The organism is Methylobacterium sp. Leaf99 (assembly GCF_001422375.1).
GTDB lineage: Bacteria > Pseudomonadota > Alphaproteobacteria > Rhizobiales > Beijerinckiaceae > Methylobacterium.
This window is the reverse complement of record NZ_LMMU01000001.1, coordinates 21,182-47,956: the sequence shown is the minus strand read 5'-3', so window position 1 is coordinate 47,956 and position 26,775 is coordinate 21,182. Positions and strand designations below refer to the sequence as shown.

At 68.5% G+C, this 26,775-nt stretch carries 27 protein-coding genes and 1 tRNA gene; 19 read left to right on the top strand and 9 right to left on the bottom strand.

Going from position 1 to position 26,775, the window contains the following annotated elements; all coding sequences use genetic code 11:
- Positions 1 to 5: 5 nt before the first annotated feature.
- Positions 6 to 761, top strand: coding sequence for a lipoyl(octanoyl) transferase LipB (gene lipB / locus ASF28_RS00250; protein WP_082475920.1), 756 nt, complete (start codon positions 6 to 8; stop codon positions 759 to 761).
- Here the strand turns inward: lipB and ASF28_RS00245 are convergent.
- From ASF28_RS00245 to ASF28_RS21265, 3 genes are all read right to left on the bottom strand, one after another.
- Positions 758 to 1,645: a cation diffusion facilitator family transporter gene (locus ASF28_RS00245; protein WP_056086055.1), complete on the bottom strand. Its 888-nt coding sequence runs from the start codon at positions 1,643 to 1,645 to the stop codon at positions 758 to 760. The two genes, lipB and ASF28_RS00245, sit on opposite strands and share 4 nt — an antisense overlap.
- 115 nt (positions 1,646 to 1,760) lie before the next feature.
- Positions 1,761 to 1,970: a hypothetical protein gene (locus ASF28_RS00240; RefSeq protein WP_370692779.1), complete on the bottom strand. Its 210-nt coding sequence runs from the start codon at positions 1,968 to 1,970 to the stop codon at positions 1,761 to 1,763.
- A 106-nt stretch (positions 1,971 to 2,076) separates the two neighbouring features.
- A complete protein-coding gene (locus tag ASF28_RS21265; RefSeq protein WP_082475919.1) occupies positions 2,077 to 2,328 on the bottom strand; it encodes a hypothetical protein in 252 nt (83 codons plus the stop codon).
- A 138-nt stretch (positions 2,329 to 2,466) separates the two neighbouring features.
- Here ASF28_RS21265 and queA point away from each other — a divergent pair, with 138 nt between their 5' ends.
- Positions 2,467 to 3,552: a tRNA preQ1(34) S-adenosylmethionine ribosyltransferase-isomerase QueA gene (gene queA, locus ASF28_RS00235; RefSeq protein ID WP_056086050.1), complete on the top strand. Its 1,086-nt coding sequence runs from the start codon at positions 2,467 to 2,469 to the stop codon at positions 3,550 to 3,552.
- A gap of 64 nt (positions 3,553 to 3,616) precedes the next feature.
- Positions 3,617 to 4,774 carry a tRNA guanosine(34) transglycosylase Tgt gene (gene tgt / locus ASF28_RS00230; protein WP_056086049.1) on the top strand — a complete coding sequence of 386 codons (1,158 nt, stop codon included), beginning with the start codon at positions 3,617 to 3,619 and terminating at the stop codon, positions 4,772 to 4,774.
- A gap of 7 nt (positions 4,775 to 4,781) precedes the next feature.
- On the opposite strand, the gene ASF28_RS00225 is transcribed toward tgt, so the two are convergent.
- Complete coding sequence (locus tag ASF28_RS00225; RefSeq protein WP_056086046.1) at positions 4,782 to 5,843, bottom strand: hypothetical protein; 1,062 nt, start codon at positions 5,841 to 5,843, stop codon at positions 4,782 to 4,784.
- Between the two features lie 122 nt (positions 5,844 to 5,965).
- On the opposite strand from ASF28_RS00225, the gene ASF28_RS00220 reads away from it, so the two are divergent.
- Positions 5,966 to 6,041 (top strand) — tRNA-Lys (locus ASF28_RS00220).
- A gap of 204 nt (positions 6,042 to 6,245) precedes the next feature.
- Here ASF28_RS00220 and ASF28_RS00215 read toward each other — a convergent pair.
- Positions 6,246 to 6,986, bottom strand: coding sequence for a phosphodiester glycosidase family protein (locus tag ASF28_RS00215; protein ID WP_056086043.1), 741 nt, complete (start codon positions 6,984 to 6,986; stop codon positions 6,246 to 6,248).
- 240 nt (positions 6,987 to 7,226) lie between these two features.
- Here ASF28_RS00215 and ASF28_RS00210 point away from each other — a divergent pair, with 240 nt between their 5' ends.
- Positions 7,227 to 7,766 carry a hypothetical protein gene (locus ASF28_RS00210; RefSeq protein ID WP_056086040.1) on the top strand — a complete coding sequence of 180 codons (540 nt, stop codon included), beginning with the start codon at positions 7,227 to 7,229 and terminating at the stop codon, positions 7,764 to 7,766.
- A gap of 56 nt (positions 7,767 to 7,822) precedes the next feature.
- Here the strand turns inward: ASF28_RS00210 and ASF28_RS00205 are convergent, their stop codons facing one another.
- A complete protein-coding gene (locus ASF28_RS00205) occupies positions 7,823 to 8,215 on the bottom strand; it encodes a DUF4174 domain-containing protein (RefSeq protein WP_244474851.1) in 393 nt (130 codons plus the stop codon).
- A 141-nt stretch (positions 8,216 to 8,356) separates the two neighbouring features.
- Between ASF28_RS00205 and ASF28_RS00200 the strand changes: the two genes are divergently transcribed.
- The 9 genes from ASF28_RS00200 (at position 8,357) to ASF28_RS00160 (ending at position 17,509) form a co-directional block, all read left to right on the top strand.
- Positions 8,357 to 9,382 carry an NADP-dependent oxidoreductase gene (locus ASF28_RS00200; protein WP_056086035.1) on the top strand — a complete coding sequence of 342 codons (1,026 nt, stop codon included), beginning with the start codon at positions 8,357 to 8,359 and terminating at the stop codon, positions 9,380 to 9,382.
- Between the two features lie 212 nt (positions 9,383 to 9,594).
- Positions 9,595 to 10,176, top strand: coding sequence for a single-stranded DNA-binding protein (gene ssb, locus ASF28_RS00195; protein WP_056086032.1), 582 nt, complete (start codon positions 9,595 to 9,597; stop codon positions 10,174 to 10,176).
- A 366-nt stretch (positions 10,177 to 10,542) separates the two neighbouring features.
- Positions 10,543 to 13,284, top strand: a complete 2,742-nt coding sequence (gene gyrA / locus ASF28_RS00190) for a DNA gyrase subunit A (protein ID WP_056086029.1) — start codon at positions 10,543 to 10,545, stop codon at positions 13,282 to 13,284.
- A gap of 201 nt (positions 13,285 to 13,485) precedes the next feature.
- On the top strand, positions 13,486 to 14,310 hold the full coding sequence (locus tag ASF28_RS00185; protein ID WP_056086025.1) for an outer membrane protein: 825 nt from the start codon (positions 13,486 to 13,488) through the stop codon (positions 14,308 to 14,310).
- Between the two features lie 168 nt (positions 14,311 to 14,478).
- Entirely contained in the window at positions 14,479 to 14,979 is a 501-nt protein-coding gene (gene coaD, locus ASF28_RS00180) for a pantetheine-phosphate adenylyltransferase (RefSeq protein ID WP_056086022.1), read from the top strand.
- Positions 14,980 to 15,019: 40 nt separating this feature from the next.
- Complete coding sequence (locus ASF28_RS00175; RefSeq protein WP_056086019.1) at positions 15,020 to 15,577, top strand: peptidylprolyl isomerase; 558 nt, start codon at positions 15,020 to 15,022, stop codon at positions 15,575 to 15,577.
- A gap of 1 nt (position 15,578) precedes the next feature.
- Entirely contained in the window at positions 15,579 to 16,067 is a 489-nt protein-coding gene (locus tag ASF28_RS00170) for a hypothetical protein (RefSeq protein ID WP_157085248.1), read from the top strand.
- A 4-nt stretch (positions 16,068 to 16,071) separates the two neighbouring features.
- Complete coding sequence (locus ASF28_RS00165) at positions 16,072 to 16,530, top strand: peptidylprolyl isomerase (RefSeq protein WP_056086016.1); 459 nt, start codon at positions 16,072 to 16,074, stop codon at positions 16,528 to 16,530.
- A gap of 97 nt (positions 16,531 to 16,627) precedes the next feature.
- On the top strand, positions 16,628 to 17,509 hold the full coding sequence (locus tag ASF28_RS00160; RefSeq protein ID WP_056086013.1) for an EamA family transporter: 882 nt from the start codon (positions 16,628 to 16,630) through the stop codon (positions 17,507 to 17,509).
- On the opposite strand, the gene mobA is transcribed toward ASF28_RS00160, so the two are convergent.
- Positions 17,485 to 18,132 carry a molybdenum cofactor guanylyltransferase MobA gene (gene mobA, locus ASF28_RS00155; RefSeq protein WP_056086009.1) on the bottom strand — a complete coding sequence of 216 codons (648 nt, stop codon included), beginning with the start codon at positions 18,130 to 18,132 and terminating at the stop codon, positions 17,485 to 17,487. The genes ASF28_RS00160 and mobA overlap by 25 nt on opposite strands.
- Positions 18,132 to 19,271 (bottom strand): Mrp/NBP35 family ATP-binding protein, encoded by a 1,140-nt coding sequence (locus ASF28_RS00150; RefSeq protein ID WP_056086006.1) that lies wholly within the window; start codon positions 19,269 to 19,271, stop codon positions 18,132 to 18,134. Before ASF28_RS00150 ends, mobA begins: the two co-directional genes overlap by 1 nt.
- Positions 19,272 to 19,568: 297 nt before the next feature.
- On the opposite strand from ASF28_RS00150, the gene ASF28_RS00145 reads away from it, so the two are divergent.
- Both ASF28_RS00145 and ASF28_RS00140 read left to right on the top strand, forming a co-directional pair.
- A complete protein-coding gene (locus tag ASF28_RS00145; RefSeq protein ID WP_056086003.1) occupies positions 19,569 to 20,072 on the top strand; it encodes a pyridoxamine 5'-phosphate oxidase family protein in 504 nt (167 codons plus the stop codon).
- Positions 20,073 to 20,229: 157 nt separating this feature from the next.
- Positions 20,230 to 21,522, top strand: coding sequence for a nicotinate phosphoribosyltransferase (locus tag ASF28_RS00140; protein ID WP_056086001.1), 1,293 nt, complete (start codon positions 20,230 to 20,232; stop codon positions 21,520 to 21,522).
- A 7-nt stretch (positions 21,523 to 21,529) separates the two neighbouring features.
- Here the strand turns inward: ASF28_RS00140 and ASF28_RS00135 are convergent, their stop codons facing one another.
- Positions 21,530 to 22,624: a methyl-accepting chemotaxis protein gene (locus tag ASF28_RS00135; RefSeq protein ID WP_082475918.1), complete on the bottom strand. Its 1,095-nt coding sequence runs from the start codon at positions 22,622 to 22,624 to the stop codon at positions 21,530 to 21,532.
- 456 nt (positions 22,625 to 23,080) lie between these two features.
- Between ASF28_RS00135 and ASF28_RS00130 the strand changes: the two genes are divergently transcribed.
- The 3 genes from ASF28_RS00130 to hisN all read left to right on the top strand — a co-directional run bounded on the left by ASF28_RS00130 (position 23,081) and on the right by hisN (position 26,764).
- Positions 23,081 to 23,839, top strand: a complete 759-nt coding sequence (locus ASF28_RS00130) for a LamB/YcsF family protein (protein ID WP_056085998.1) — start codon at positions 23,081 to 23,083, stop codon at positions 23,837 to 23,839.
- Positions 23,840 to 23,989: 150 nt separating this feature from the next.
- The gene (locus tag ASF28_RS00125; protein WP_147708593.1) at positions 23,990 to 25,891 is read left to right on the top strand and encodes an AI-2E family transporter; all 1,902 of its coding nucleotides are present in this window, start codon (positions 23,990 to 23,992) and stop codon (positions 25,889 to 25,891) included.
- An 84-nt stretch (positions 25,892 to 25,975) separates the two neighbouring features.
- On the top strand, positions 25,976 to 26,764 hold the full coding sequence (gene hisN / locus ASF28_RS00120) for a histidinol-phosphatase (RefSeq protein WP_056085994.1): 789 nt from the start codon (positions 25,976 to 25,978) through the stop codon (positions 26,762 to 26,764).
- Positions 26,765 to 26,775 lie beyond the last annotated feature (11 nt).

Here is a 26,775-nt window from a genome sequence, read left to right as displayed (position 1 = left end):
TGTCCATGCGTGATGGTGAAGTCTTGGTAAACGAAACCCGACCCATCCCGCGCCTCGCCGTCCCATCGGGGGACTTTTTCGCGGCGCCGGGCTCGCCGCCCGTCGAATGGCGAGTCAGCGACGGGCTCGTCCCCTATACGCAGGCGGTGGCCATCATGGAGACGCGGGCCGCCGATATCGCCGCCGGGCGAGCGCCGGAGTGCGTGTGGCTCCTCGAGCATCCACCGCTCTACACGGCCGGCACGTCGGCGCGGGCGGCCGACCTCGTCGATCCGGGAGGGTTCCCCGTCCATCGCAGCGGTCGGGGCGGGCAATACACCTATCATGGCCCCGGCCAGCGGGTGGCGTATGTGATGCTCGACCTCAACCGGCGACGCGCGGACCTGCGCGCCTACGTGGCCGCCCTGGAGGCCTGGATCATCGCCACGCTGGAGGCCTTCAACGTGCGCGGCGAGCGTCGCGAAGACCGCGTCGGCGTCTGGGTGCGCCGACCCGAGAAGGGGCAAGGGAACGGCGAAGGGGTCGAGGAAAAGATCGCCGCCATCGGCATTCGCGTCCGACGCTGGGTCAGCTTCCACGGCGTCAGCCTCAACGTGGAACCGGACCTCAGCCATTTTTCCGGCATCGTGCCGTGCGGCATCACCGGCCACGGCGTCACCAGCCTCGTCGATCTCGGCCGCCTCGTGACCCTGCCGGAGGTGGACATGCAGCTGCGCGCGCAGTTCGAGGCAATCTTCGGGACCACGGAAATGAAGGATTAGACCACCGGCACGCCGCGCCCCTTGGCCTGCTCACCGGGCTCCACGTGGATGACCACGACGGCCCCCTCGATGGCGCCCTCGATCGCCGCTTCCAGGCGGTCGCAGATCTCGTGGGAGTCCCGCACGGTCATCTCGCCCGGCACCACGAGGTGAAAGTCGATGAAGGTGGCCTGGCCCGCGTGGCGGGTGCGCACGTCATGGGCCTCCAGGGCGCCCTCGCCGTGGATCGAGATCAGCTCACGAATCTGGGTGACCATCTCCGCCGGGGCCGCACGATCGAGGAGGCCGCTCACGGAGTCGCGCACCATGGTCCAGCCCGACCACAGGATGTTGAGGGCGACGAGCCCGGCGATGACGGGATCGAGTACCACCGCACCGGTCAGGAGGACGAGGCCGAGGCCGATGAGGACGCCGAGCGAGGTGACCACGTCGGCCATGACATGCCGCGCATCGGCTACGAGGGCGGGAGAGCGCCAGGCCTTGCCGCGCCCGAGCAGGTAGACGGCCCACACGCCGTTGATCGCCGTCGCCACCCCGTTCACGGCCAAACCCAGGAATGGGGCGTCGAGGGGCTTCGGGTCGAGGATGCCGTGGAAGGACTCACGCAGGATCAGCATCGCCGCCGCAATGATGAGCGCCCCCTCGATGACGGCGGAAAAGTACTCGGCCTTGTGGTGGCCGTACGGGTGGTCGTCATCGGCGGGGCGCGCGGCCACCCGCAGGGCCACGAAGGCGAAGGCCGCAGCCACCACGTTGATGATGCTCTCGAGGGCATCCGAGTAGAGCGCGAGGCTGCCCGTCAGGGCGAAGGCCGCAAACTTGAGGCCCGTGACGAGGGTGCCGATGCCGGCACTCGCCAATGCGGCTTTCTGGGTGCGGTCCATAAAGCGAGTCCCGAGGTCCGATGACCTCGCCTTTAGCGGCCCTGGGCTGCGCAAGGCCACGGCAAAGGTTGAACCCGCCGCTGAACGATTGAGGCCCGGCTATGCCGCTCCGCCCTCACGCGCTCGGCGCGCGATCCTCGTTCGCGGCCTCGGGCGGAGCGGTCACGATAGGCTGGTCGCGTGCGGCTTCACGTCCGGCGCTGCGGGCGGCCTGTGCACGGGCACGCTCGGCCTTGCGTGCGTAGCCCCGGGCGATCCAGCCCCAGCGCGCCGCAGCTGCCAGGGCATCCAGGCGCCGCGCCTCACGCTCCCAGTAGGTCAGCAACTGGTGGTCCAAGGTGACGCGCCGGCGTGGTGCGCCGGACTTTGCGGAGGGCGTTGGCATCACGTTGACTCCCAGGGCGGCCGAAGGGCCGGATCGATCGCCAGAATCAGGCGGGCGGTGGGCTCGGGGGCTCCGAGGCAGCCTCGACGAGAAGCGCGTCGGGTTCGTCACGGAATCCGGAGCCGCCGGCATCGGCCACGGGAGAACCCGGTGTCCCGAACGGGCGACTCGGATAGGCCGCGCTGAATTTATCTCGGGCGGCTTGCGGATCGTCGGCCTTCAGGGTGATGCTGGGGCTGTCGGGAAGGGGCCAGCGCGGATCGGCGGGATCGCGGGGGCGCAATGCGTACCAGGCCATTCGGGGATCAGCTCCTGTCGGCACCCGCCCCGTTCACGCGCGGGTTGCAGGAATGAACCGGTGCGCTGCCTAGCGGTTCCCGCTCCGCGAAGCCGGAGGCCATTGATCCGGCGGGGTAAACCGTGCTGTTGGCGCGCCATGCGCGTCGATCTGTTTGATTTCGAGTTGCCGGAGGCGAACATCGCCCTGCGGCCCCCGACTCCACGCGACGCGGGCCGCCTTCTCCTGGTGCGACCGGGCGAAGCGTTGGCCGATCGGGCGGTGCGCGACCTTCCCGGCCTCCTGCGGGCCGGCGACGCCCTGGTGTTCAACGACACCCGCGTGATTCCGGCCCGGCTCCACGGCATCCGCCACCGCCCGGGGGCCCCGGGCCTGCGGATGGAGGCGATGCTCCATCTGCGTGAAGCGGCCGATACCTGGCGCGCCTTCGCCCGGCCCGCCAAGCGCCTCACCCCCGGCGACCGGGTGGTGTTCGGCAGGCATGGGATGAGCGACCCATGCAACCTCGGCGGCCTCGACGCGACCATCGCGCGGAAAGGCGACGCCGGTGAGATCACCCTGCGCTTCGACCTCTCCGGTCCGGCCCTGGACGCGGCCATCGCCGCAACGGGTGATCTGCCGCTGCCGCCCTACATCGCCGGCAAGCGCCCCACCGATGCGCAGGACGCCACCGACTATCAGACCGTCTACGCCGATCAGCCCGGCGCGGTGGCCGCCCCGACGGCCGGGCTGCATTTCTCGGAGGCGCTTCTTGGCGCCCTCGACGCCGCCGGTATCCGCCGCCACACGGTGACCCTGCATGTGGGGGCGGGCACCTTTCTGCCCGTGAAGGCCGACGACACCGACGACCACCGCATGCATGCGGAGATCGGCATTCTCTCGGCGGACACGGCGGAGGCCCTCAACCGGACCCGCGCGTCCGGCGGGCGCATCGTGGCGGTGGGCACCACGGCCCTGCGCCTCCTCGAGAGCGCCGCCGACGCCGAGGGACGCCTCCAACCGTTCTCAGGCCCCACGGAAATCTTTATCACTCCGGGCAAACCCATCCGATCCGTCGACGCCCTCATGACGAACTTTCACCTGCCGCGCTCGACTCTGTTCATGCTGGTCTCGGCGTTCTCGGGGCTCGAGACCATGCGGGCGGCCTACGCGCACGCGATCGCCCGCGGGTACCGGTTCTACTCGTACGGGGATTCGAGCCTGCTGTTTCCGGCCGGGCGTTAGGGCGTCACCCGCGGCGGCGGCGCGCCGCCTGCCCATCCGGCCGATCCGGTGCTAAAGGGCGCCGATGTCCGATCCGTCACCGTCCACCCTCCCGCAAGACTTCACCTTCCGGGTGGATGCCACCGACGGGTCCGCGCGCACCGGCGCCATCAGCATGCCGCGCGGAACCATCCGGACACCGGCCTTCATGCCCGTCGGTACGGCCGCCACCGTGAAGGCGATGTATCCCGGCCAGGTCCGCGACCTTGGGGCCGATGTGGTACTCGGCAACACCTATCACCTCATGCTGCGCCCCGGCCCCGAGCGCATGGCGCGGCTGGGCGGCCTTCATCACTTTATGAACTGGCCCCACCCCATCCTCACGGATTCCGGCGGGTTCCAGGTGATGTCGCTCTCGGCCCTGCGGAAGCTCGACGAGGAGGGCGTCACCTTCCGCTCGCACGTCGATGGATCGACCCACCACATGAGCCCCGAGCGGTCCATCGAGATCCAGGGTCTGCTCGGCTCCGACATCCAGATGCAGCTCGACGAGTGCGTGCGCCTGCCCGCCGACCACACGACCATCGAGAAGGCCATGCATCTGTCCCTGCGCTGGGCCGAGCGCTGCCGAATCCAGTTCGGCGAGCAGCCCGGTAAGGCGATGTTCGGGATCGTCCAGGGCGGCGATGTTCCGGCGCTACGCACGGAGAGCGCCCGTGCCTTGGTGGAACTCGACCTCAAGGGCTACGCCATCGGCGGCCTCGCGGTCGGGGAGCCGCAAGAGGTCATGCTGGCGATGATCGAGACGGTGGCGCCACACCTGCCGGACGCCAAGCCCCGATACCTCATGGGTGTCGGCACTCCCGACGACCTCATGCGATCGGTCTCGCGCGGCATCGACATGTTCGACTGCGTAATGCCGACGCGGGCCGGACGCCACGGCCTCGCCTATACCCGCCACGGCCGGATCAACCTGCGCAACGCCCGCCACGGCGAGGACAACCGTCCGCTGGACGAGACCTCGTCCTGCCCTGCGGCACGGGACTACAGCCGCGCCTACCTTCACCATCTCGTCCGCACGGACGAGATTCTGGGGATGATGCTGCTGACCTGGAACAATCTGTCCTACTATCAGGACCTCATGGCCGGGATGCGCGCCGCCATCGCGCACGGGCGCCTGGCGGAGTTCTGCGACGAGACCCGGCAGGCCTGGGCGAGGGCCGAGGCCGAGCGCGCGGCATGAACCGCCCTCAGGGGCGAGACAGCACACGGTAGAACCCGTCCGGATCGTCCGCACCCGTCGCGACGGCAGTCCCCAGGGCGGTGACGATGCGTGCCGCGATGGGCAGCCGGTAGTGCAAGGCATCCCAGTAATCCGTGTCCCGCGTCGTCACCGGCGAGGAAATGCGAAAGTCCACGACGCTGGTTCCGCGCCGGGCGCCGATCTCGGCCACACGCGCCTTGCAGGCGGCCTCGCGCGCGCCCTTGGACGTGCCGGGCAATCCCTGCGCTGCGACGTGAACCGGCATGAAGGCGACGACCTTGCGTGTCTCCGGCGGCATCCCGCCCAAAAGATCGTCGAGCCAAGCGAGGGCCGGCATGGGCGCCTCGACGGGATCGAGGGGCGGATCCGCCGGGGCCGCCTCGGGCATTGCCGCGCCGCCGCCGTGAATGTGGGCAGCGGCGCGCTTGGCGTCGTAGGTCGCTTCGGGCGGGGTGAAGACGGCGTAGCCGTCCGCCCGAAGGCGCGCCGGCAGGCCCGCCCAGCGGTGCAACGCCACCCGGGCGGCGGTGGCGAGACTCTGCCCATTGACCTGCCGCAGGAATCCCCACGGGGTCCCCTCGGCATAGAGCCAGGCCGGGAACGGCCGGAAGGTGAGGCGCTTCGTGTCCGCGTCGGCCGCGCACCAGTTGGCGTCGAGGCCGAACACCACAGATTTCGGACTCACGCGGCGCAGGAACACCCGGGCGATGGCCGCCTGCTCGAACGGGGTCGCGGCGTTCATGGCGAAATTGGCGAAACGCCCGCCGAGCACCGGCTCGAGTTGCTCGGGATCGAGGAGCCGTGACGTTGAGGAGCCGAACACCGCCGCGTCATAGAGGCCACTGCGGGCGATCTGCGGATACATGAAACGCTGGTTGCCATCCATCAATGGCCCCGGTGCCCGACCCGGCGCGACGCGCAGGCCGTAGGGATCGAACACCGCGACGAGCCCGATCACCCCGAGCCCGAACGCTGCCACGGACAGCCCGAACCCACGCACGAACCCGCGCCATTGCCCCGCCGTCCAATCCCTCGCCACCTCGCCCATCACATCCCGGCCGCTTGTCCCACGCGAAGCCGGTTTGACGCGGTTGACCCCCACCCGTCGAGCCCCTATTGCGGGCGTCGCTTCCCGACGGTTTCAGGCCCGAGAGCCACCGCCATGGACGCGAGCGCGTAGCTCAGCTGGTAGAGCAACGGACTTTTAATCTGTAGGTCTTGGGTTCGAACCCCAACGCGCTCACCACACATTCCCTGTGAGATTCATCTTTTGAGCCGCCTGCCATCGGCGTGGAACGGGCGTCGCCGCTCGTCGAACCCTCAATGGCATGAACGCTCGGACGTTCACGCCACCCGGCTTGGCAGGCAACCGTCGGTGTCGCCGCTGCCGTTCGGCGGCCGACCGTGATGCGGATGAGGGGGCTGGAAGCGACCCCGCGTAGCCTGGCTTTCAGCGTGCCACGGCGCCGACCATCGGCCCCAATGGCCGACTGAGATCGGAGCGGTTCATGGACGGCGCGTAGAGGCTCGACACGCTGCCGTCGAGGAACAGGGCGTTGCGGCAGCTCAAGGTATCCTTGAACAGGCGCGCGAACGCACCGAAGCTCACGGGGCGTTCCGAAATGGCGAAGACCGCCGTGCGGCCCTCGTCGCGCACACCGACGCCGTTGCGGATCTTCTGGCTCGGCCCGTCGCTGGAGATCTTGGGGTGGATATGCCCGTCCACCACCAGCATCGGCCCCGACTGCGTCGCGAAATCCGGCTTCGGGTTCACCCGGAGGTAACGGGTGGTGTCGAGGACACCGGCCCGGTCGCCCTTCACGTAGAAGACCCCGTTGGGTTTGAGGTGGAAGTTGCCCGGGCCGCTAGCGGTTGAAACGCCCTTCAGTTCGCGCCCCTCCTCGACATAGAGCCCCACGGGCGCCTGGTCCTTGTCGTACATGCCGGCATTCATGGCGAAGCGTAAGGACGGTCCCTGTCTGTCGCCGAGGGTTGAGAGCGACGAGTAGGGCTGTCCGTCCGCCCCGCGCCAAAACAATCGCACCTTGTCCCGGCGCAGATCGACGGTGCAGACCGTGTAGGTCTCGCCTTCCGCCTGGACCGGACGGCACGGCGCCGGCGCCGGAGCGGCGAGGACCGGCCCGACGAAGGTCAGGCATGCGGCGAGGGCGGGTGCGATCCACCACGGCATCCTGACGGCGGCATCCTGAGTTTCGAGACCGTACATCGCGATGGCCTTGCGGAGGGATGGGGGCAGGACGCGCTTCCTCGCCCGAAAGCGGATCGGTTTTCAAGCGTGCCGTCGTCGACGGGCATCGTCCTGCCGGTCCTTCACGTTTGCGGCAAGACCGGTCGATCCCTGAACCGTTGCGTGCATCGCTGCGTTTATGTGCCGTTGGGGGACGTTCGAATATCTCTCGGAGAGTGTGAGATGAAACGAGTGGTTCTGGCCTCGGCGGCCATGATCGGCGCGCTCGCCATGATTCCCGCCACGGCGGAGGCCCGTGGCGGCTTCGGAGGTGGTGGGTTCCGCGGCGGTGGTTTCCATGGTGGTGGTTTCCATGGCGGCGGCTTCGGCGGTGGCGGATTCCGGGGCGGCTTCGGTGGAGGCGGTTTCCGGGGTGGATTCGGCGGCTATCGCGGCGTGGGCTTCGGCGGCTACCGGGGCGGTTTCGGGGGCTATCGCGGTGGCTTCTACGGCCACCGGGGCGGTTTCTACGGCGGTCGCGGCTTCGGACGCGGCTACGGCTACGGGCTCGGAGGCCTTGGACTTGGGGTGGGTCTCGGCCTCGCGGCGGGCGGACTCTACGGCGGGTACGGCCCGGGCTATGGTTATGGCTATGGCGGCGGCTACGCACCCGTGGGGTACGGCGGGTACGATTACGGCTACGGCGGCGGATGCTACACTGTCCCGCGCGTGCGCTGGACGCCTTACGGTTACCGCCGGGTGTTGGTAGAGCGTTGCTTCTGAACGACCGTCATCATGGATGAACACCGGGGGCCGCCTTGCGCGGCCCCTTTTTCGTCTCAGCGCCCGATCTCACCCCGGCGCTTCGCCTCGTCTCGACGCATGGGCATGGCGTCGATGGTGGAGAACAACGCCTCGACCGGCAGCGGCTCAGCCGCAATACGCTTGGCTTCGCCGTCCTTGCCGACGAGGACCACCCGGAACGTGTCCGGCGGAAGCTTCAGGGATTCGCGCAGGCGCCGGGCCGGGGCTTCCGCACCCACGGCTTCCAGCACCACGAGGTCCCGTGCCCGCAGCGCGTCGGGCAGGGCCGCCAGGGCGGCTCGCTGGGCCAGCAGGCGGGAATCATCAGTGGCGGGCGCCGAAATCACAACGACCCGATGCGCCCAACGATGGGCCCCCAGGGGATCGTCCGCGGCGCGCGCGCCGGTGCCCGCCAGGAATACCGCCATCGTCAGCAAGAATCCGCGTATCATCGTGCCCTCCCAGGATACGGGTCAACGCACGGGAACGGCCCACGAACTCCATCCGAAATTGCTTTTCGGACGCGCGCACCAATCTGCGACCCAAACCCGATCCGCAGGAGCCCGACCATGACCACCGCGAGTCCCATGAACCGCCGTATCGTCCTGGCCGCCCGCCCTCACGGCGAGCCCAACGAGAACCATTTCCGCCTGGAGGAAGGCCGGGTGCCGACGCCGCGTGATGGCGAAGTGCTGCTCGCCAACCGCTTCCTCTCCCTCGACCCTTACATGCGCGGGCGGATGAGCGCGGCGAAGTCCTACGCCGAGCCCGTGGCCATCGGCGACACCATGGTGGGTGCGACGGTGGCCGACGTCATCGCTTCGAACCATCCCGGGTTCGAGGTCGGCGAGACCGTGGTGGGCTTCGGCGGTTGGCAGGAGTTCTACACTTCCGACGGCGAGGGCCTGCGCAAGCTCGACCCCGCCGTGGCGCCCGTCAGCACGGCACTCGGCGTCCTCGGCATGCCGGGCATGACCGCCTATACGGGGCTTCTGAACATCGGTGCCCCGAAGCCCGGCGAGACCGTGGTGGTGGCCGCGGCCACCGGCCCGGTCGGCTCCCTCGTCGGGCAGATCGCCAAGCGGAAGGGCGCTCGTGCCGTCGGTGTCGCCGGGGGACCCGAGAAGTGTACCTACCTCATCGACACCCTCGGGTTCGACGCGGCCATCGACCACCGCGCCGACGACTTTACCGACGCCCTCGCGGCCGCCTGTCCGGATGGCATCGACGTGTATTTCGAGAATGTCGGCGGTGCGGTCTTCGACGCCGTGCTGCCGCTCCTGAACACGTTCGCGCGCATCCCGGTCTGTGGCCTCGTATCGGGCTACAGCGCCACCGACCTGCCGCCCGGCCCCGACCGCATCCCGCTCCTCATGCGCGCGGTGCTGTCGAAGCGTCTCCGCCTGCAGGGCTTCATCGTCTGGGATTTCGCCGCCCAGGAGGCCGAGTTCCTGCGCGAAGTCGGCGGCTGGCTGAACCAGGGCGCCATCGTTCACCGCGAAGACATCGTGGAAGGCCTGGAAAACGCGCCGACCGCCTTTGCCGGGCTGCTCAAGGGCCGCAACTTCGGCAAGCTGCTCGTCAAGATCGCTTGATCAAACCAGGCGGCGCCTTGTCGACCAATTCGGACAAAGATAGAACATTTGCGGCGCGCGAGACGACCCGTGAGTCTCGGGGACAACCCGTCTGCCGACGATTGCCGGCGCTCCCAACTGGGCCCATGACAGGCGACGCCGACGCGTGCGGCCCGTCACCGGGCCGGGCTTCGCTCGGCGCGCGGTGAGATCGATCGAGAGGAGAGAGCGGCATGGCCGGCAGCGTGAACAAGGTGATTCTGGTGGGCAACCTCGGGCGCGATCCCGAGACGCGGCGCCTCGCCTCCGGCGATCCCGTCGTCAACTTGCGTATCGCCACATCGGAGTCCTGGAAGGACAAGATGTCGGGCGAGCGCAAGGAGAAGACCGAGTGGCACGCGGTGGTGATCTACAACGAGAACCTTGCCCGGGTCGCCGAGCAGTACCTGCGCAAGGGCTCGAAGGTCTACATCGAGGGCCAACTCCAGACTCGCAAATGGGCCGACCAGTCCGGCGTCGAGAAGTACACCACCGAGGTGGTGCTTCAGCGCTTCCGTGGTGAACTCACGTTGCTGGACGGCCGCTCAGGCGGCGGCGGCGGCGGCGAGATGGGCGCCGACGAGGAGGGCGGCGGCCAGATCAGCCGTGGCGGCGATTTCGGTGGCGGTGGCGGCGAGTACGGCGGAGGTGGCGGCGGTCGGTCCTCCGGCGGCGGGCGTCCTTCGGGCGGCGGCGACCGGCGGCCGGCCCCCTCGAGCGGCGGCGGTGGCGGTTCGAAGCCGAACTACGACCTCGACGACGACATCCCGTTCTAGCTTTCACAGGGTAGGGCGCGGCACCGAAGGGTGTCGCGCCCTTCTCGATTCCTCCGAAGCGTCGCCCGTTCCAACGAGCACCGGCAGAGTGGGACGGTACGGGCTCGGGCGAAACGCGGGTGACGCGCACGAATTCCGGTGCGTCCGGTACAAGCCGTTGCCGATCCATGGCTTTCCCGCGGCGGGATGCGGCGATCTGTGGCGGGTCGCTTCCTAATCGTTTATAGGAAGCGATAGGGGCAGGCGCGGCCCGGTTCGCCCGTGCGAACCAGGGCGATTGCCCCCGCAGAATCAAACACCCCGCGAGGAGCCGTCGTCGTCCGACGCCCCGCGCTTCGGGCGCCCACCAGGCAGAGATCCAGAACCTTGGCAGAGAACGACATTCCCGGCGCCGGAGCGCCCCCCGCCTCCGACATCAAGCCGGTTTCCATCGTCGACGAGATGCGTCGCTCCTATCTCGATTACGCCATGAGCGTAATCGTGAGCCGGGCCCTGCCCGATGCCCGCGACGGCCTCAAGCCGGTGCACCGGCGCATCCTGTACTCGGCCTACGAGAGCGGGCATCTGCCCGAGCGCAAATACGTCAAGTCGGCCCGCATCGTCGGCGACGTCATCGGTCTCTACCATCCGCACGGCGACCAATCGATTTACGACGCCTTGGTCCGCATGGCGCAGGACTTCTCGATGCGGCTCATGCTCATCGACGGGCAGGGCAATTTCGGCTCCGTCGACGGCGATCCGCCGGCGGCCATGCGCTACACCGAATCGCGCCTCGCCAAGCCGGCCAACGCGCTCTTGGCCGACATCGACAAGAACACCGTCGATTTCCAGCCGAACTACGACGAGTCGCGGGAAGAGCCGACCGTCCTGCCCGCCCGGTTCCCGAATCTGCTGGCCAACGGCGCCGGCGGCATCGCGGTGGGCATGGCCACCAACATTCCGCCGCACAACCTCGGCGAGCTCATCGACGCCTGCATCGCCCTCATCGACGATCCCGGCCTGTCCATCGAGGGGCTGACCGAGATCGTGCCCGGCCCCGACTTTCCCACGGGCGGCTCGATCCTGGGCCGGGCCGGCACGCGCCAGGCCTACGCCACGGGGCGCGGCTCCATCATCATGCGGGCGAAATCCCACGTAGAGGAGCTGCGCAAGGAGCGCGAGGCCCTGATCTTCACCGAGATTCCGTATCAGGTGAACAAGGCGACGCTCATGGAGAAGATCGCCGAGCTGGTGAAGGAGAAGCGCGTCGAGGGCATCTCCGATCTTCGCGACGAATCCGACCGCGACGGCATGCGCATCGTCGTCGAGATCAAGCGCGATGCCATGGCCGATGTGGTGCTGAACCAGCTCTACCGCTTCACGCCCCTGCAATCGTCGTTCGGCTGCAACATGGTGGCGCTCAACGGCGGCCGCCCCGAACTGATGAACCTGAAGGACCTGCTCCAGGCCTTCGTCGACTTTCGCGAGGAAGTCGTCTCTCGGCGGACCAAGTTCCTCCTCAACAAGGCCCGCGAGCGCGCCCATGTCCTGTGCGGCCTCGCCATCGCGGTGGCCAACATCGACGAGGTGATCCGTCTCATCCGGACCTCGCCCGATCCGAACTCCGCCCGCGAGGCCCTGATGGGTCGCGACTGGCCGGCGAAGGACATCGCGCCCCTCATCGCCCTGGTGGACGACCCACGCCACCGCATCAACGACGATGAGACCTACCGCCTCTCGGACGTGCAGGCGCGCGCCATCCTCGATCTGCGCCTGCAGCGCCTCACGGCGCTGGGCCGCGATGAGATCGGCGACGAGTTGCAGAAGCTCGCCGACGAGATCGCCGATTACCTCGACATCCTGCGTTCGCGCGTGCGCATCATGGGCATCGTCAAGGACGAACTGGCGGAAGTCCGCGAGTCCTTCGCCACGCCGCGCCGCACGATGATCCTCGATTGGGACTCCAACGTCGAGGACGAGGACCTGATCCAGCGCGAGGACATGGTGGTGACCGTGTCCCATGCCGGATACGTCAAGCGCGTGCCGCTCTCGACCTACCGGGCCCAGCGCCGAGGCGGCAAGGGCCGCTCGGGCATGGCGACCCGCGACGAGGATTTCGTCACCCGCCTGTTCGTCGCCAACACCCATACGCCGATCCTGTTCTTCTCGAACCAGGGTCAGGTCTACAAGGAGAAGGTCTGGCGCCTGCCCATGGCCGCTCCGAACGCGCGCGGCAAGGCGCTGGTCAACATCCTCGCCATGGATGCCGGCACCGAGCGCATCACCACCATCATGCCCCTGCCCGAGGACGAGGCGTCCTGGGAGACCCTCGACGTGATGTTCGCCACGGCGAGCGGGGGGGTCCGGCGCAACAAGCTCTCGGACTTCGTCCAGGTGAACCGCGCCGGCAAGATCGCCATGAAGCTCGATGCGGGCGACCACATCGTCCACGTGGAAATCTGCCGGGCCGATCAGAACGTGCTCCTCACCTCCAAGGAGGGGCAGTGCATCCGCTTCCCCGTCGAGGATGTGCGCGTGTTCAAGGGCCGTGACTCCACCGGCGTGCGCGGTATCAGCCTCGCCAAGGACGACCGCGTCATCTCGATGACGATCCTCAACTCGTTCGACGCGACGCCCGAGGAGCGCGGCGCGTTCCTGAAGATGCAACGGGCCGTGATCGGCGACACGGAAGGTGGCGATGCCGATTCCGAAGAGGTGGCGACCGACGCGCCGCTGCTTTCGCAGGAGCGGTACGCCGAAATGGGGGCCGCGCAGCAATTCGTATTGACCCTGTCGGAGCGCGGCTTCGGCAAGCGCAGCTCGTCCTACGAGTACCGCACGTCCGGGCGCGGTGGGAAAGGCATCACCGCGATGCGGGTCAACGCACGAAACGGCACCCTGGTGGCGTCCTTCCCGGTGCAGCCCTCCGACCAGATCATGCTGGTGACGGATGCGGGCCAGCTCATCCGCGTGCCCGTGGACGACATTCGCATCGTCGGACGCGCCTCGCAGGGCGTCACGGTGTTCAACACCGAGAAGACCGAGCGCGTGGTCTCGGTGGAGCATATCGAGGGCGAGGACGAATCCGGCGAAGGTGCCGGCGAGGTCATCGGCGAGGAAGCCCTTTAAGACCGACCCCGCTCGCGTCTCCCCATGAGCCGATCACGAAGACGCGAGCGCCGGATTAAAAGTCTTCCTGAGTAGTAGCAGTGTCTTCGAGAACGCCGATGATTGGTTGTGAAGACCTGTTGCAGTAAAGTCATAGCGGTCCGACAGGAGCCGTAATACCCCAGGGTCTAACGCAAGACTTGAACTGCGAGGACCCATCCCGTGCTGAAGACCTTCCTCCTGGCCAGTGCCGCCACCGCGCTCCTCGCCGGCGCCGCCTCCGCCGCCGATCTGCCGCGCCGGGCCGCTCCCCCGGTGTTCGTGCCGGTTCCGGTCTTCACTTGGACGGGTTTCTACGCGGGCTTCAACGCCGGTTACGCCTTCAACGAGCGCGACACGGTGCGCACCACAGGCATCGGCGCCCTGCAGAACAACGTCAACGCCGGCCTGCGCCGCGGTGATGTCCGTCTCTCTCAGGAAGGCTTCACCGGCGGCGGCCAGGTCGGCTACAACTTCCAGTTCACCCCGGGCTCCGGCATCGTCGTCGGCGTCGAGGCCGATGCGCAGTACACCGACCTGCAGCGCACCCAGGTCGACAACATCTTCCTGCCGGTGTTCAACCCGAACCGTCTGACCAACACCTACCGCTCGGAGCTCGGCTTCCTCGGTACCGTGCGCGGCCGCATCGGCTACGCCTTCGATCGCGTCCTCGTGTACGGCACCGGCGGCTTCGCCTACGGCGACGTGTCCCAGAACATCAGCTTCACCACCGGTATCCCGCAGACCTATGCCGGTTCGCGTTCGCAGATCGAGACCGGCTACGCCTACGGCGGCGGCATCGAGTACGCCCTGCCCACCGAGTCGTTCCTGAACTTCTTCCGCTCCAGCGCCGTCACCATCAAGGCCGAATACCTGCGCTACGACCTCGGCACCAAGAACCTGCTCGTCGGCACCACGGGCGGCCCCGGCATCGGCTACAATTCCCGCTTCACCACCGAGGGCAGCCTTGTTCGCGCCGGCGTGAACTACAAGTTCGGCTCCTACTAGGATCTCGTACGCGTATCTCCCCGGTCGATTCGGGTTGAGCGAGGCGGTCGTCCCCCGGGACGGCCGCCTTTTTCGTTGGCTCGATCTGGAGAAGGGAATCGACCCCGGCGGGGCCATCCACCCGGCCCCGGTTCCGTTCGTGCCAAAAATGCTCTACCTCGGGCCGCGATGATCCGCACCGCGCTCTACGCCGGCTCCTTCGACCCGGTCACCAACGGACACCTCGACGTGATTCGTCAGGCGTGCCGGCTCGTGCAGCACCTCGTAATCGCCATTGGGGTGCATCCGGGGAAAGCGCCGATGTTCACCGCAGGGGAGCGGGCCGAACTCCTGCGCGTCACCTGCACGCCCCTCGCCGAGGCTGAGGATGCACGCCTGGAAATCGTTGCCTTCGACGATCTCGCCGTCACGGCCGCACGGCGCCACGGCGCCACCCTGTTCATCCGGGGCCTACGCGACGGCACCGACCTCGACTACGAAATGCAGCTCGCCGGCATGAACGGCGCCATGGCGCCCGAGGTCCAGACGGTGTTTCTGCCGGCCTCTACGGGAGTCCGGCCCATCACCGCGACCTTGGTCCGCCAGATCGCCGCCATGGGTGGCGACGTCTCGCCCTTCGTGCCGGCCCTGGTGGCCGAGCGCCTGTCCACCCGCTTCAGCCGCGCCTGAGCGCGCCGTCCCCGTTCGCCAAGAGAGAGACCGCCTACCCATGCAGTTCGGACTCAACCGTCGCCTCGCCCTCCTCAGCCTAACGGCCTTCATCGCCCTGACGCCCGCCGCCCAGGCGGCGGACGAGAACACCGTGTTCCTCGACACCAAGGACGGCCGGGTTACCATCGAGTTGCGCCCGGATCTCGCCCCGAAGCACGTCACGCAGATCAAGACCTTGATCAAGCAGGGCTTCTACAACGGCCTCAAGTTCCATCGCGTCATGGACGGCTTCATGGCCCAGACCGGCGACCCGAAGGGCAACGGCACCGGTGGCTCCAGCCTGCCCAACATCCCGGCCGAGTTCTCGCAGACGCCGTTCCGGCGTGGCACCCTCGGCATGGCCCGCTCGTCCGAGCCGAACTCGGCGAACTCGCAGTTCTTCATCTGCCTCGGCGACGCGCCGTTCCTCAACGGCCAGTACACGGTCGTCGGCCTGGTCTCCTCGGGCATGGAAGCCGTGGACAAGATCAAGAAAGCGTCTCCCGGTGCGGCCGGCGGCGCCGTGCAGGACCCCGACAAAATCGTGAAAATGCAGATGGCCCAAGGCGCGAAATAGCATGATGGGCGCCGCCGCCAGCATGGCGCGCGCCGCCCTGGTGCTGGCGCCGCTGCTCGCGTGCGGGCGAATCGAGGCTGCGCCATCGGTGGGAGCGCCCGCTCCGCCGTTCGCACTCCGCAAGTGGGTTCAGGCCCCGGCCAACGGGATGGCGCAGGCGCCGGCCAGCCCCATCGACACCCTCACGGCCCTTTACCCTGCGCTCGCTGCATGCTGGATCGTGCCGGAAGGCCTCGCCCGCTTCGAGCGCACGGAAATCACCGCCCGCTTCGCCCTTCGGCGGGACGGGTCGGTCATCGGAATCCCGCGCATCACCTTCGCGACGGAAGGTGGCGACGGGCGGGCGCGTGCCCTGCTGGCGGAGGCCGCCGTTTCGGCGATCCGGCGCTGCACGCCCGCGCGGGTCACGGCCGCCCTGGGCGCGGCCATTGCGGGGCGCCCCGTCGCGCTCCGCTTCATCCATCACGGACCCAGAGGACAAGGAATCTAGAGCCATGGCAGACACCGAGACCCTCACCCTCGAGACCACCAAGGGCCGCGTCGTGATCGGCCTCCGCCCCGATCTCGCCCCGAACCATGTCGAGCGCCTGAAGACCTTGGCGGCGCAGGGCTTCTACGACGGCGTGCCGTTCCACCGCGTCATCGACGGCTTCATGGCCCAGACCGGCGACCCCACCGGCACGGGTTCGGGCGGCTCCGACCTCCCCGACCTCAACGCCGAGTTCAATGCCGAACCGCACGTGCGCGGCACCTGCTCCATGGCCCGCACCAACTTCCCGCACTCGGCCAACTCGCAGTTCTTCATCTGCTTCGGCGACGCGCGCTTCCTCGACAAGCAGTACACCGTCTGGGGCAAGGTGACGGAGGGCATGGACATCGTCGACACCCTCAACAAGGGCGAGCCGCCGCGCTCGCCCGACAAGATCGTCAAGGTGACCGTCGGCACCGCCTGAACGGCGGACGACGACCGTTGGGGAAGGGTCCGCGCGTCACGCGTGCGGGCCCTTCCGTCGTTTCGGGCGCGAGAGCATGCCGGCAGCGAGTTGACCCATGAATGCCGCCACGCTCCCCCCACGCGACCTGTTCCTGGCGTTCGCCGTCGTTGCGGTCTGGGGCACCAACTTCGTGGTCATCCGCATGGGCCTCGACCACCTGCCACCCCTGCTGTTCGCGGGCCTGCGCTTCGTCCTCGCCGCCCTACCGGGCGTCTTCCTCGTGGCCCGGCCCGCAGCCTCGTGGCAAAATCTCGCCGCCTACGGCCTTCTCATCGGCGCCGGTCAGTTCGGCCTCCTCTTCGTCGCCCTGCGCGGCGACATCGCGCCGGGCCTCGCCTCCCTAGTGGTGCAGGTTCAGGTGTTCTTCACCATCGGATTGTCGATTTGGCTCACCGGCGAGCGGGTGCGAGGCTACCAATGGGCCGCGATGGCGCTCGCCGTCGCCGGCATCCTGGTGATCGCCGTCCACACCGATGCGGCCACCACGCCGCTCGGCCTCGGCCTCGTGATCCTGGCCGGCCTGAGCTGGGCCGGCGGCAACATGGTCGCGCGCGCGAGCGGCGTGCGCGACATGCTGGCCTACGTGATCTGGGGCAGCCTGTTCTCGGCGCCGCCGCTGCTCGCCCTGTCCCTCGCCCTGGAAGGCTGGGACGCCATGCGCGAGGGGGTGATGCGGGCCGATGCCGCCACCTGGGCCGCCGTCGTGTGGCAATCCGTCGGCAATGCCCTGTTCGGCTACGCCGCCTGGGGCTGGCTCCTGGCGCGCCATCCCGCCGCCTTGGTCACGCCCATGGCCCTGCTCGTCCCGGTCTTCGGCATGGGCGCCTCAGCTGTCTGGCTCGGCGAGCCCCTGCCGCCCTGGAAGCTCGGCGCGGCCTCCCTCGTGATGGCGGGCCTCGCCCTCGGGGTCCTCTATCCGCGCTGGCGTCGCGTGTGAGGGGAGAGCGGGTCCGATAGGCAAGCCTCGGCCCCGGCGAGATCCTCCGGCGTGTTGATGTTCCAGAACGGATCGAGGGGCTCTGACGGCCACGACACCCGGACCGCGCCGTGCGTGCGCAGGAAGGTGCCGACCCGCCGCTCTTCGCGAACCACGAGGGCGTCGTAAAGCGCCGCGCGCAGGGCGACGGACCACAGGGCCACGGTGAAGTGCTCGCGTCCGTTGGAGGCCGCCATGGCGATGGCTGCGTCGCCCACCGCCCCCGACAGGCGGGCGACGAGATCGGCGGGTAGGAACGGCGCGTCGCCGGTGACGCTCGCTATGTGGCGAACGTGCGGATGCTGACGAGCGGCGTGATCGAGGGCCGCCAGGATGCCGGCGAGGGGTCCGGCATGGCCGGGGACATCGTCGGGCACAATCGCGCCGGGAAAGTCCGAAAACCGGGCGGGGTCGCCGTTGGCGTTGAGGATCAGCCCGGCGCCGCATTGGGGCGCGAACCGCTCCACCACCCGATCGAGGAGGGTTCGGCCGTCGAGGGTGCGCAGGGCCTTGTCGCCCCCGCCCATGCGCCGCGACAGGCCGCCGGCCAGGACGACACCGAGAACTTCGCCGGGCCCGGACACTATTCGATGACGATGCGCGGCGCCGCGCGAGGCGCCGGACCGCCGGTCAGGTTCCCCCAGAGCTTGGCCGCGATATCCCGATAGACCTTGGCGTGCGGCCCATCGGGATCGACGGCCACCACCGGGCGGCCCGCATCCGAGCTCTCGCGGATGGTCATGTTCAAGGGCACCTCGCCGAGGAACGGCACGTCGAGGCGGGTCGCCTCGTCGCGGGCGCCGCCATGCCCGAAGATGTGCGAGGCGTGGCCGCAATTCGGGCAAACGAACGTTGCCATGTTCTCGATCACGCCGAGGATCGGCACCGAGACCTTGCGGAACATGGTCACGCCGCGCCGGGCATCGATGAGGGCGAGATCCTGCGGGGTCGAGACGATGACGGCGCCGGAGAGCGGCGTCGCCTGCGCCATGGTGAGCTGGGCGTCGCCGGTGCCGGGCGGCATGTCGACCACGAGGATGTCGAGCTCACCCCAAGCCACCTCGCGCAGCATCTGGGTGATGGCGGACTGGACCATGGGGCCGCGCCAGATCATCGCCGTCTCGGGTTCGATGAGGAAGCCGATGGACATGACCTTGATGCCGTAGCCCTCCATGGGGGCGAGCAGACGTTCCTCGATGACCTTGGGCTTGCCCGACAGGCCGAAGAGCTTCGGCACGGACGGTCCGTAGATGTCGGCGTCGAGCAGCCCGACCTTCAGGCCCTGCGCCGAGAGCGCCAGGGCGAGGTTGCAGGCGGTGGTGGATTTTCCGACCCCGCCCTTGCCCGACGCCACGGCGACGATATGGCGAACGCCCGGCAGGGCCGGGCCGGTGCGCGGCGGCGGTGGGGCCGCCGGCCGGCCCGGGGCGGGCGGCTGAGGCGGCGTCGGAGCCTGCGCCGGGTGGTTCGGGCCGCGCTCGGAGGTCAGGCTTGCGAACACCCCCGAGACACCCGGAGTGGCAAGGATCGCACCCTCGGCCCGGCGGCGTATCGGCTCGAAGCGCTCGGCTTCGCTTGGGTCGATGAGGATCGAGAACATCACCCGGCCGGTGGGATCGACGACCACCTGCGACAGGCGGCCGGACGCCGGCAGGGTGGTGCCTCCGGCATCGACGGTGACGGCCGACAGAATTCTCAGGACATCGTCGCGGGTGATCGCCAAGGGTCGGGCTCCTTGCGCAACGGACGGGCTGAACCGGGCCGGACGCGAGATCGGGGGCGCTGTCCGCGCCGGTCGGGGCACTTCGCGCGCGCATGTCGGCTTAAGGGGACAGCATGGGCGCGCGGCCAGCGCAACCCCGAGCCGCGCGGCCCATCATCGCGACCACGGGGTGCTTCCCGATCCCGCCTTCGAAACCAATACGATACTCGCCCGTTGAGCCCACGAACCGGTGGCGGCTCCATCGTGAGTGATGCCGCAACCCGGATGCGTCGAGATCGAGTCGGAGAATCCACCCCCATGCACCAGGGCAACCACCGCGATCACGAGGGCGCCAAGAAGCTCTTCGCCCTCATCAAGGACATCAAGGTCGCGATGATGACCACCGCGGACCCGGACGGAAAGCTCTACAGCCGTCCCATGTGGTGCCAGGACGCGGACGAGAATGGCGACCTGTGGTTCTTCTCCAAGCTGCACTCGCCAAAGACCGCCGAGATCAGCAAGGACAACCAGATCAACCTCGCCTATTCCGACCCGTCGAGCCAGACCTACGTTTCCATTGCCGGCAAGGCCGAGATCGTCACCGACCAGTCGGTCATCGACGACAAGTGGACCGAGAGCCTGAAAACCTGGTTCCCCAACGGCAAGGACGACCCGGAAGTGGCGCTGATCCGCATTCACCCGGAAAAAGGTGAGTATTGGGACAGCCCCAACGCCACGGCGCTCCACATCTACGGCTACGTGAAGGCGGCCCTCACGGGCGAGTCGCCGAAGACCGAGACCAAGAAGGTCGACCTGGCCTGATCGCTCAGGAAAATCAGATAGTCTGAAAGGGCGGCCCATCGGATGGCGGGCCGCCCTTTCACGTTCCGGCACAGCATGCGCGATTGACTCAAGGCCGCCGCCCATGCGCCTCTCGCCACCGAGCGGGCGCGGGGTCCCGCGCCGGACCGGTCCGACCATGCTCGACCTCGCGACGCGGGTGTACAACCACAGCTTCAAGATCGACCCCATCGTCCGGTCGCTCCTCGACACCGATTTCTACAAGCTCCTGATGGCGCAGACGATCTTTCGCCGCCGTCGCGATACGCGCGTGACCTTCGGCATCCAGAACCGCTCGAAGAGCGTGCGGCTCGCCGATTTCGTCGATGCCGGCGAGCTCCGCGAACAGCTCGATCACGCCCGCACCCTGACCCTGAGCCGGGGAGAGTCGACCTGGCTGCGCGGCAACACCTTCTACGGCCAGCGCCAGATGTTCGCGCCCGACTTCATGGACTGGCTCGAGACGTTCCGCCTGCCGGAGTACGAGCTCGAGGCGCGCGACGGCCAGTACGTGCTCACCTTCCACGGGCCGTGGATCGAGACGACCATGTGGGAGGTGCCGGCCCTCGCCATCCTCAACGAGTTGCGGGCGCGGGGCGTCGTACGCCACATGGGCAAGCTCGAACTTCAGGTGCTGTATGCCCGCGCCATGACCCGGGTGTGGGAGAAGATCGAGCGCTTGGCGCGCCTGCCCGACCTGTCCATCGCGGATTTCGGCACGCGCCGGCGCCATGGATTCCTGTGGCAGGACTGGTGCGTCGAAGCCATGCGGGCGGGGCTCGGCGACCGGTTCCTCGGGACCTCGAACTGCCTCATCGCGCTGCGCCGCGAGGTCGAGGCGGTGGGCACCAACGCCCACGAACTGCCGATGGTCTATTCGGCTTTGGCCGACGGCGACGCCGCCCTGGCGCGGGCGCCCTACGACGTGCTCGCGGACTGGCAGCAGGATTACGCCGGTAACCTCCTCGTCATGCTGCCCGACACCTACGGCACGAGCGGCTTCCTCGCGCATGCCCCCGACTGGATGAACGCCTGGACCGGCATCCGCATCGATTCGAAGGAGCCCATCGCGGGCGGCGAGGAAGCGATCGCGTGGTGGCGCTCGCGGGGCTGCGATCCCCGCGAGAAGCTGGCGATTTTTTCAGATGGGCTCGACGTCGACACCATCGAGGCCATCCACGCGCATTTCCATGGGCGCATGCGCATCGGCTACGGCTGGGGCACCCTGCTCACCAACGACTTTCGCGGCTTGGTGCCGGAGGAACGCCTCGATCCCATCTCCATCGTCTGCAAGGTCATCGCGGCCGATGGCCGTCCCACGGTGAAAATCTCCGACAACGCGTCGAAGGCCATCGGACCGGATGCCGAGATCGCACGCTATCGCCGGGTGTTCGGCGTCGAGGACGCCCCGGCGATGCCGGTCCTCGTGTGAGGTCCGCTCAGACCTCGGCTCCCTGGACGATGACGCCGTACCAGCCGAGTCCCGCATAAGTCTCGTAGCCGGGGGTGCGGTGAAAGGCGGTGACGGCCCCCGTAAGGGGATCGCGCTCCGCGCCACTGGTCCGGCCGGCCGGCTGGAGGCTCAGGGTTTCCTCCAGGACGCCCCGCCCGTCGGACGCCGCCAGCACGCGGCGGTGCGCATCGACGAGGAGCACGCGTGTCCGGCCCCGGTCCTCCGGCGACACCCGGACGCCGTCGACGATGGTACGGGCCTGTGCCTCCCAATCGAAATGGATCGCCAGCACGCCAACCGGCCGCGCCCTGCTCTCACCGCCCGCGCGGATACTGGCACAGTAGGTCGCCACCTGGGCGTTCCCGAGACGGACCTGCCGTGACACATCGGCGGCGACGTAGGCGTCGCCATCGGCCAAGCTGGCGGCCCGACGGAACCAAGGCTCGGACGAGACGTTACGGCCGATGACGTCGCGGAAGCGCCCGGGCCGACCATGAGCCAGGACGATGCCGTCCGGCGAGCACAGCCACAGGTCGAGATAGACCGTGTAGGCGTCGAGAATCACCCCGAGGCGTGCGGCGGCGTGGGCTGCCCGTTCGGGGGATGGCGTGGTGGCGCAGTCCACGATGGCCGCGTCGGTCGCCCACCAGCGTACGTCGCAGGTCCGCTCGTAGAGGTTGCGATCGATGAGTTCGACGGCGTTCAGAGCGAGGTCGATGAGCCGGTCGTCGCGGGTGTGGCTCGACAGATCCTCGACCTGAGCCTGGAGCCCGGCGATCCGGTCGGACAACTCGGCCTCCAGCGCCCTTGCGATCCCCTCGACCTCTCCGCCGATGGCGCGCACCTCCTGGGCGACAACGGCGAAGCCGCGTCCCATCTCGCCGGCGCGTGCCGCTTCGATGAGGGCGTTGAGGGCCAGGATCTTGACCTGGCCGGTGATGCCCTGGATGCGGCGGCTCTTCTCGGACGAGATGCGCTTCAGTTCGGCGATCTCCGCCGCCACGCCTCGTAGGCCGGTCCCGGGAGCGCTCGGCGGCGCTGGCGAAACCACTGCCCCCTGCTTGAGGCTCAAACCCGACATCCGTCCCTCGTTCGTCCTGACACTCCAACATAAAAATGATCGAGAGCAGCTAAGCTCCTGTTAAAATCCTCACAATCGCACTGACTTATTGTATTTTTCCAGTGCTATCCGCTCAGAATTGGAATTTGCGAGTGTTGATTTTGGTCGACGATCCTCCCAAGCATGATCTCGGTCAGATCTCATACGCAAAGGCGGCGGGTCGGCATCCGATTGTGATGGTTGCGTCGAAGTACGAAGCTAGCCGCCAACGAAGCAGCTTGGAAGGTGCTGGACAAAGGTCCGATGAACCCGATGGATTTGCTGCCCCGGATCGTCGGACATATCCGATCGGCAGCGCGGGCGGCCCGTTCCGCTCCCCGGCAACGCGGCGTCGATGAGACGTCCGATGGCGCCTTGTGCTGGCGCATGTCAGGCGACAAGGACAGTGGGGAGCGAAAACACGCGGGGAAGCCCAGCATGCGGATCGATCTCAACGCCGATCTCGGCGAGGGCTACGGCCCCTACAGGGTGGGCGACGACGCCGCCCTGCTCGACATCGTCACGTCGGCCAACGTCGCCTGCGGCTTCCATGCCGGCGATCCGGGCATCATGGTCGCGACCGCCCGAGCGGCGAAGGCGCGCGGCGTGGCGCTCGGCGCGCATCCGGGCTTCGACGACCGGCGCGGATTCGGCCGCCGGGTGATCCGCGCCACGCCCGGTGAGATCGAAGCCGATGTCGCCTATCAGATCGGGGCGCTCCAGGCCTGTGCGGCCTTGGCCGGTCACCGCGTCACCCATGTGAAGGCGCACGGGGCATTGGCCAACCTCTCGAATGCCGAGGACGACGTGGCGCGAGCCATCGCCAGGGCCGTGCGCGCCGTCGACGACACCCTCGTCGTTCTTGTAATGCCGGGCCTCGCCGCCGAGCGGGCGGCGGAGGCGGAGGGCCTGCGGGTGGTACGCGAGATCTACGCCGACCGCGCCTACGCGGAGGATGGGCAGCTCGCGCCGCGCGGCGAGCCGGGCGCGGTGATCACCGACCCCGAAGCCGTCGCCGCGCGGACCTGGCGCATGGTGGAGGAGGGCGCGCTCCTCACCCTGACCGGCCGCCGCATTCCGGTCTCCATCGATACGGTCTGCGTCCACAGCGACGACCCGCATGCGGTGGACACCGCCCGCGCCCTGCGCCGGACCCTGGAAGAAGCCGGTTTCACCCTGGCGCCATTCGCGGACTGATCACGCCTCCGCGATCAGAGCCCGGCCGGCAAGGGATCGTTTTGCGGCGCTGCACCGTTCCCCCGGCGCGGCGCTCCATCCGAGGGCGGCCGGCGTAGGCGTCGAGACGGAACCGGCATGGCGACGAGACCCAGTGCGAAACCTTCGCTGATGCCACCGCGCCCGACGCGGATCGCCGCCGCCGAGACGCCAGCCCCGACCATGACCTCGCCCCTCATCGTCGCGGCGCTCATCGTCACCGGACTCTATCTCGGCCGCGACGTGCTCATCCCCATCGCCATCGCGATCCTGCTCTCCTTCGTCCTCGGCCCACTGGTGAACTTCCTGAGGCGCTGGCATTTCGGGCGCTTCCTGTCCGTCGCCACCGCCGTGCTGATGACTCTGAGCGTGGTCGGGGCGCTCGGCACCCTCATCGGGGTGCAGCTCGCCGACATCGCAGGCGACGTCCCGCGCTACCGAACTACCATCGAGGGCAAGGTCGAGGGTCTCAAGGACACCCCCGCCGGACGCATGGCCGACTATGTCGCCAGCATCGGGCGGACCATGCACCAGGACGGTCCGAAGCCAGAGCCCAAACCCGAACCCAAATCGGATGCCGTCCCCGCCGCTCCGCCGCCCGAGAAGGCGATCCTCGTCGAGGTGAAGGACCGCGCGCCCGACGCCCTCACCATGGCGGGCGCCCTGCTCTCGCCGATCCTGCATCCACTGGCCACCATCGGCATCGTCTTCGTGGTGCTGCTGTTCCTGCTGATGCAGCGCGAGGATCTTCGCGATCGCATGATCCGCTTGGCCGGATCGAGCGACCTGCACCGGACCACGGTCGCCATGGACGACGCGGCCAAGCGCCTGAGCCGCTACTTCCTCGTCCAACTCGCCCTCAACGCGTCCTTCGGCATCGTAGTCGGCATCGGCCTCTACCTCATCGGCGTGCCGAGCCCAGTCCTGTGGGGCATCTTCTCGGCCCTCATGCGGTTCGTGCCGTATATCGGCGCCTTCGTGTCGGCGGTGTTTCCCCTGGCGCTGGCAGCGGCCGTCGATCCCGGCTGGTCCATGGTCGTCGAGACCCTGATCCTGTTCCTCATCCTGGAGCCCCTGGTCGGCCATTTCATCGAGCCGATGCTCTATGGCCACTCCACCGGCATGTCGCCCTTCGCCGTCCTCGTCTCGGCCCTGTTCTGGACCTGGCTCTGGGGACCCGTCGGGCTGTTGCTTTCGACGCCGCTCACCGTCTGCCTCGTGGTCCTGGGGCGCCACGTCGACAAGCTCGAGTTCCTCGACGTGCTGTTCGGCGACCGGCCGGCCCTCACGCCCGTGGAGAATTTCTATCAGCGTGTCCTGGCCGGCGACCCGGACGAGGTGCAGGAACACGCCGAACTGATCCTCAAAAGCCGCCCTCTGGCGGCGTATTACGACGAGGTGGTGATCAAGGGCCTCGAACTCGCGGCTCGCGACGCAGCCCGCGGTGTGCTCACACCCGAGCAGAAGAACGATATCCGTCAGAGTCTCGCCGGCCTCGTCGAGGACCTGGCCGAGCGAGACGATGACGCGGGCGCGGACACGTCCGAGACGAAGGCCGTTGGCAGCGACTGGCGCGCCGACGGAACGGTCCTGTGTGTCTCCGGACGCAGCTTCGTGGACGAGTCCGCCTGCGCCATCCTGGCTCAGCTCCTGCGCAACCGCGGGATCGGCGTGCGCGTCGTGCCGTTCTCGGAGGTGGCGCGCGCGCGGATCGACACATTCGAGGTCGGCCCGGCGCGACTCGTCTGCATCGTCTCCACCGCCATCAGCGGGGAGCCGACCCACCTTCGGCGCCTGGCCGAACGCCTGAAGCGCAAGCTGCCCCAGGCGTACACCGTCGTTGGCCTGTGGCAGGCCGACGAGGGCGACCGCGACGAGGCCGCCCAGGGCCGGGCGATCCCGGCCGATACCCACGTCACATCCCTGCGTGGCGCCGTCGAGGCCATCGTTGCTGCCGCCGACCCCTCCGCCCCCGATCCCGTGGACGTGGATCAGCCGACGCCACACCCCGTCGGCACCCCCATTCCCGCCTGAACGCGACGCATCCGCCCTTCGGGTCTTGACGGCAGGCCGTGGCGGCCGCTTCGTTGCCGCCCCGGTCCCTGAGAGGAAGCCCCGATGAGCGTCGTCGATCTCGCGCGGTTCATGGACGACCTCGCAACGGAGTCGGGTCAGGCGATCCTGCCGTTCTTCCGGGCCGCCTTCGGCATGGACGACAAGGGCCACGGCAGCGGCACCTTCGATCCCGTGACCGAGGCCGACCGCGCGGCAGAGGTGATCCTGCGCGGACTGATTCGCCGCACCTTCCCGACCCATGGCATCCTCGGCGAAGAGTTCGGCCCCGAGAACCTGGAGGCCGAATGCGTTTGGGTTCTCGATCCCATCGACGGAACCCGCGCGTTCATCGCCGGACTGCCGACCTGGGGCACCCTCATCGGCCTCACGCACAACGGCGCACCCGTGCGGGGCCTCATGCACCAGCCCTTTCTCGGCGAACGTTTCTCGGGCGACGGCGCCACGGCGCGGATGCGCTCGGCAAAGGGCGAGCGTGTCCTGCGAAGCCGACGCGGCACGAGCCTGAAGCACGCCCTCCTGGCCACCACCGACCCGCGCCTGTTCGCCGACGGACCCGAGCGCGATGGATTCACCGCCATCGAAGCCGCCGTGCGGATGTCGCGCTACGGCACGGATTGCTACGCCTACTGCATGCTGGCCGCCGGACAGATCGACCTCGTGGTCGAGGCCGGGCTCAAGCCCTACGACATCGTCGCGCTCATCCCCATCGTCGAGGGCGCCGGCGGCGTCATCACTGCTTGGGACGGAGGCCCCGCCGCCCCCGGCGGGCGCGTCGTGGCGGCGGGCGACCGTGCGCTCCACACCGAGGCGTTGCGACTCCTGAACCCATAAGTCAGGCCTTC